Annotated in this window: 4 protein-coding genes; all 4 read left to right on the top strand. The window is 68.3% G+C overall.

Features of this window, described 5'->3' with window-relative positions:
* Window positions 1-965 precede the first annotated feature (965 nt).
* Genes DW299_RS14915 through DW299_RS14900 form a run of 4 tightly spaced genes read left to right on the top strand, consistent with a single transcriptional unit; the run spans window position 966 to window position 4,711 of the window.
* Complete coding sequence (locus tag DW299_RS14915) at window positions 966-1,889, top strand: ParA family protein (protein WP_136037047.1); 924 nt, start codon at window positions 966-968, stop codon at window positions 1,887-1,889.
* A complete protein-coding gene (locus tag DW299_RS14910; RefSeq protein WP_136037046.1) occupies window positions 1,889-2,857 on the top strand; it encodes a ParB/RepB/Spo0J family partition protein in 969 nt (322 codons plus the stop codon). Before DW299_RS14915 ends, DW299_RS14910 begins: the two co-directional genes overlap by 1 nt.
* A gap of 60 nt (window positions 2,858-2,917) precedes the next feature.
* Window positions 2,918-4,366 carry a sugar porter family MFS transporter gene (locus DW299_RS14905; protein WP_205814416.1) on the top strand — a complete coding sequence of 483 codons (1,449 nt, stop codon included), beginning with the start codon at window positions 2,918-2,920 and terminating at the stop codon, window positions 4,364-4,366.
* 9 nt (window positions 4,367-4,375) lie between these two features.
* Window positions 4,376-4,711, top strand: coding sequence for a tryptophan synthase subunit alpha (locus DW299_RS14900; RefSeq protein WP_136033761.1), 336 nt, complete (start codon window positions 4,376-4,378; stop codon window positions 4,709-4,711).
* The last annotated feature ends 203 nt before the right edge of the window (window positions 4,712-4,914 follow it).

The raw sequence follows: 4,914 nt of genomic DNA, 5'->3' as shown, positions 1-4,914 counted from the left end.
CGGGCGTGGGGGAGAAGCGGGCGTGGGGGAGAAGCGGGCGTGGGGGAGAAGCGGCCGCAGGGACGAAGCGGCCGCAGGGAAGAAGCGAGCCTGGGGAAGAAGCGTGCGTAGGGAGGAGGCGGGCGTAGGGAGGAGGGCGGGCGTAGGGAAGAAGCGCGCGTAGGGAGGAGGCGGGCGTAGGGAGGAGGCGGGCGTAGGGAAGAAGCGGCCGTTGGGTAAGAAGCGGCCGTTGGGTAAGAAGCGGCCGTTGGGTAAGAAGCGAGCCTGGGGAAGAAGCGGGGTGGGGACGAAGCGGGGTGGGGAAGAGCGGGCGCCGAGGGTGGAGGCATGCGGGCCCCGACAACACGGAGGTCCGTCGGCTCACGAGACGCAGTGGACGACGGACCGCACCAGGGAAATGCGCGGACATGCGGTGTTGGCCCGATGGGGGCAAGCCCGGACGGAGACGGGACCGCGTGTGCTGGATCGCGGGGAGGGCTGGGTGAGCCGCGAGGTCGGGGCCATGAAGGGCGAGACGACGCGGTCGCTGACGGACCGAACACGCCGCGGAACAGGCGCAGTGTTTCACGTGAAACGGTGAAAGGCGCTCATGCGGGGCGGCGTTCGCCGGGGGGCAGGTCGGGGCTTCTTCAAGAACCGTCGCGGGTGGGGGAGGAGGTGCTGAGGGGGCAGCTCACGCGGCGGTTCATGTAGACGTGATCCTGGATGCGCCTGGTCGGGGATCTCCGGCGCGAGCGAGGAGGCCCGGCAGCTGTTTCAGACGACCGATTGCGGTCATCGATGCGGCACCGTGAGCGCGCGGCACTCGCTCGCTGCGACGAGGAAGTCCCGGAATCCATGGGGCTGCCGGTCGTGGTCCGGTACGAGCCGCGGACGGAAGTGCGCTCAGCGTCGATGCTGGCGGGCGTGCGCGGTTCGAGGTCCGTCCCTGCGATTAGAGTGGGATGCGGCCCCGAAAGGAGTGGATGTTTCACGTGAAACAGTCCGAAAAGACACCGGCGAACGACTCGTTCGGGATGGATACGCCCCTCGCGCGTGAACTCGCCGACCTTTCCGCGCGCCGCAGGGCACTGGAAGCCGTCGAGGTGGAGTTCACGGGGGAGACTCGGGTGCTCACCGTGTCGAACCAGAAGGGCGGCGTCGGCAAGACCACGAGTGCGGTGAACATCGCCTCCGCGCTGGCCGGACTCGGTGCCTCGGTTCTCGTGATCGACCTCGACCCCCAGGGGAATGCGTCCACGGCACTCGGGGTTCCGCACAACGCGGACACGCCGAGCGTGTACGACGTGCTGATCGATGAGTTCCCGCTCGCGGAGATCGTGCAGCCCAGCCCGGAGAACCCACGACTGTTCTGTGCTCCGAGCACCATCCACCTGGCGGGCGCCGAGATCGAGCTGGTGGCACAGGTCGCGCGGGAACATCGGCTCCGACGCGCTCTGCAGGACTACCTCGTCGACCACCCGGTGGACTTCGTGATCATCGATTGCCCGCCGTCGCTCGGGCTTCTGACGATCAACGCCTTCACCGCAGCCTCCGAGGTCTTCATCCCCATCCAGTGCGAGTACTACGCGCTGGAGGGTCTGAGCCAGCTTCTGGGAAGCATCCAGATGATCCAGAAGCACCTCAACCCGTCCCTGCACCTCTCCACCATCCTGCTGACGATGTTCGATGGCCGTACCCGGCTGGCGCAGCAGGTTGCGGAAGAGGTTCGGACGCATTTCCCCACCCAGGTGCTGAACACCGTCATCCCTCGGTCGGTCCGCGTGTCCGAGGCCCCCAGTTTCGGCCAGACGGTCATCGCGTACGACGGGCAGTCCGCCGGCGCGATCGCCTACCGCGAGGCCGCTGTCGAGATCGCGTCGCGTGTGACGCAGAGCAAGGAGAAGTAATGGCGAAGCGCACTGGACTCGGCCGGGGCATCGGTGCCCTCATTCCGACCGCGGATCAGGCGGAGCGACCCGTCGACGTGTTCTTCCCCGGCGCGAGCCTGCGCCCGGGTACGACCGACTCCGGCGCAGCCGCGGTTGCGGAAGCTGCCCTCGAGGCGGTCCCCGGCATCCACCTGGTGCAGGTCGACCCGCACGCGATCGTGCCGAACCCGCGTCAGCCGCGGACGCACTTCGACCCGGAGGACCTGGCCGAACTCGTGCACAGCGTGCGGGAGTTCGGGGTGCTCCAGCCGGTGGTCGTGCGCAAGAACGGCGACGGCGACTACGAACTCATCATGGGGGAGCGTCGGACGCGGGCCGCACGCGAAGCCGGGCTCGACGCGATCCCGGCCATTGTGCGCGACACCGCCGACGAGGACCTCCTGCGCGATGCGCTCCTCGAGAACCTGCACCGCTCCGAGCTGAACCCGCTGGAAGAGGCATCGGCCTACCAGCAGCTGCTCGAGGATTTCGGCATCACCCAGGAAGAGCTCGCAACCCGCATCGGCCGGTCTCGTCCGCAGATCAGCAACACCATCCGCCTGCTCAAACTGCCCGTCCCCGTGCAGCAGCGCGTCGCAGCAGGAGTGCTGTCGGCCGGTCACGCCCGCGCGATCCTGAGCCTTGACACCCCGGAGGCGATGCAGCGCCTTGCCGACAAGGTCGTGAACGAAGACCTGTCGGTGCGCGCGACGGAGGTCGCCGCCAAGGCGCAGCCGAGCGCGGGGAAGACCCCGAAGGCCACGCCGGGAGCACGACGGGCCTATCTGGACGAGGTGGCGGGCAAGCTCGGCGATCGCCTGAACACGCGGGTGAAGATCTCGCTCGGGACGCGAAAGGGCCAGGTCACGATCGATTTCGCGTCGATCCAGGACCTCAACCGCATCCTGGAGGAGCTGGGCGAAGAAGGGTACGGCTCCGCGCGCTGACCCCGCACGGTGTCAGGGAGGGCCTAGACTCGCGTCATCTTGACGATGCGGGGGTAGGTCATGAGCAGAGCAGCTGACGCGGCGAGCATCAAGCGCCGTGTGATCGCGGTCAGTATCGCCGCGGCATTGGGTGGCTTCCTCTTCGGCTTCGACACCGCGGTGATCAACGGTGCCGTCGACGCTCTCGCGGGCGACGTGTCCGGGTTCGACCTCGGTACCGGCCTCAAGGGCTTCGCCGTGTCGTCCGCGCTGATCGGTTGCGCGGTCGGCGCCTGGTTCGCCGGCCCGATCTCGAACAAGTTCGGGCGCATCCCGGTCATGGTCGTCGCAGCCGCCATGTTCTTCGTCTCCGCGATCGGCTCCGGTCTGGCCTTCAGCGTGGTCGACCTCATCATCTGGCGCGTGATCGGCGGACTGGGCGTGGGGGCAGCCTCGGTCATCGCTCCGGCGTACATCGCCGAGGTGTCGCCGGCCGCCATCCGCGGAAGACTCGGCTCGCTGCAGCAGCTCGCGATCGTCACGGGTATCTTCGCCGCCCTCCTCTCCGACGCGCTGCTCGCGGGAATCGCCGGCGAAGCGGATCAGCCGCTGTGGGGGCTCACCGCCTGGCGCTGGATGTTCATGGTCGCGGCCATCCCCGCGCTCGTCTACGGGCTCGTCTCGCTCCGGCTGCCGGAGTCGCCGCGTTACCTGGTGCGCAAGGGCGAGACGAAACGCGCCGCAGAAGTGCTCCAGACCGTCACGGGCACGATCGACACCGAGGCGAAGATCAAGGAGATCACCGGGACGATCGACACCGAGCGCGCCGAGTCGCTGCGTGACCTGCGAGGGAATCGCCTCGGGCTCAAGCCGATCGTCTGGATCGGCATCCTGCTGTCGGTGTTCCAGCAGTTCGTCGGCATCAATGTCATCTTCTACTACTCCACGACGCTCTGGCAGTCGGTCGGGTTCGACGAGTCCAGCGCGCTGCTGACCTCGGTGATCACCTCCGTGACGAACATCGTGGTGACGATCGTGGCGATCCTCCTGGTCGACAAGGTGGGCCGGCGGATCATGCTGCTCGTCGGTTCGGTCGGCATGACCGTCACCCTCGGATTGATGGCGCTCGCGTTCTCCTTCGGCACGCTGGATGCGCAGGGCACCGCGACGCTGCCCGACCCCTGGGCCACCGTCGCCCTCGTCTGCGCCAACGGATTCGTGGTGTTCTTCGGCGCCAGCTGGGGACCGCTCGTCTGGGTGCTCCTCGGCGAGATCTTCCCGAACTCGATCCGCGCGGGCGCCCTGGCGGTCGCGGCCGCCGCGCAGTGGGTCGCGAACTTCTTCATCTCCACGACGTTCCCGGCGTTCGCGGAGATCGGACTCACCTTCGCGTACGGGTTCTACGCATTCTTCGCACTGTTGTCGTTCTTCTTCGTGTTCTTCAAGGTGCCCGAGACGAAGGGTCGGGAGCTCGAGGACATGACCGAGGACGCGAAGGTCGAGCGCCGACGGCGTCCGGCACGCGCGTAGGCTGGACGGATGACCGAGTCCGTCCCACGCCGCGCCAGCCTGGAAGTGCTGCGCGCCGAAGCGGCCGACGAACTCGCCGTGCTGATCCAGGAGCGGCTGCTGGGCGGGGAAGACCCGTGGGAGTTCATGGAGGAGCTGCCGAGCGTCGACGAGCTCGTGGTGTACCTGCTCCGCGCTGACAACATCGCCGCGAACGACGGTGTGCGACCCAACGCCGCGCGTCACTACCGGGTGCTGCGACAGATCGCGCTGGAGTACCCGGAGCTTACGCCGGCGGTGTGGGGGCTGCTCGACGAACAGCAGCGCCATCGCCGGTGGGATCCGCGCATCGCCGACGCCTCCTGACGGCTCTTTCGATTCCTCCGCGCGGCGTCCGCACGCACCGGCGGTGAGGCTCGACACGCGTGGATGCGTGGGGCGTTGCAACGGCGTGTGCGCGCGATGCGGCGGCGCGGGAAATGCGTGGGCTGGGCGGGCGAGGGGACGGCATCGGGCGATGCACGGGCGTGCGGGCGCGACGTGGCGAGGTCGGCCGGCCGCCAGGTGTG

The organism is Microbacterium sp. K35 (genome assembly GCF_004794375.1).
GTDB lineage: Bacteria > Actinomycetota > Actinomycetes > Actinomycetales > Microbacteriaceae > Microbacterium > Microbacterium sufflavum.
This window is presented reverse-complemented; position numbering and strand designations above follow the sequence as displayed.

Bases quoted from the DNA above. Each gene is read 5' to 3' on its own strand.
- DW299_RS14915 (WP_136037047.1), top strand. From the start codon at position 966: ATGTTTCACGTGAAACAGTCCGAAAAGACACCGGCGAACGACTCGTTC.
- DW299_RS14910 (WP_136037046.1), top strand. From the start codon at position 1,889: ATGGCGAAGCGCACTGGACTCGGCCGGGGCATCGGTGCCCTCATTCCG.
- DW299_RS14905 (WP_205814416.1), top strand. From the start codon at position 2,918: ATGAGCAGAGCAGCTGACGCGGCGAGCATCAAGCGCCGTGTGATCGCG.
- DW299_RS14900 (WP_136033761.1), top strand. From the start codon at position 4,376: ATGACCGAGTCCGTCCCACGCCGCGCCAGCCTGGAAGTGCTGCGCGCC.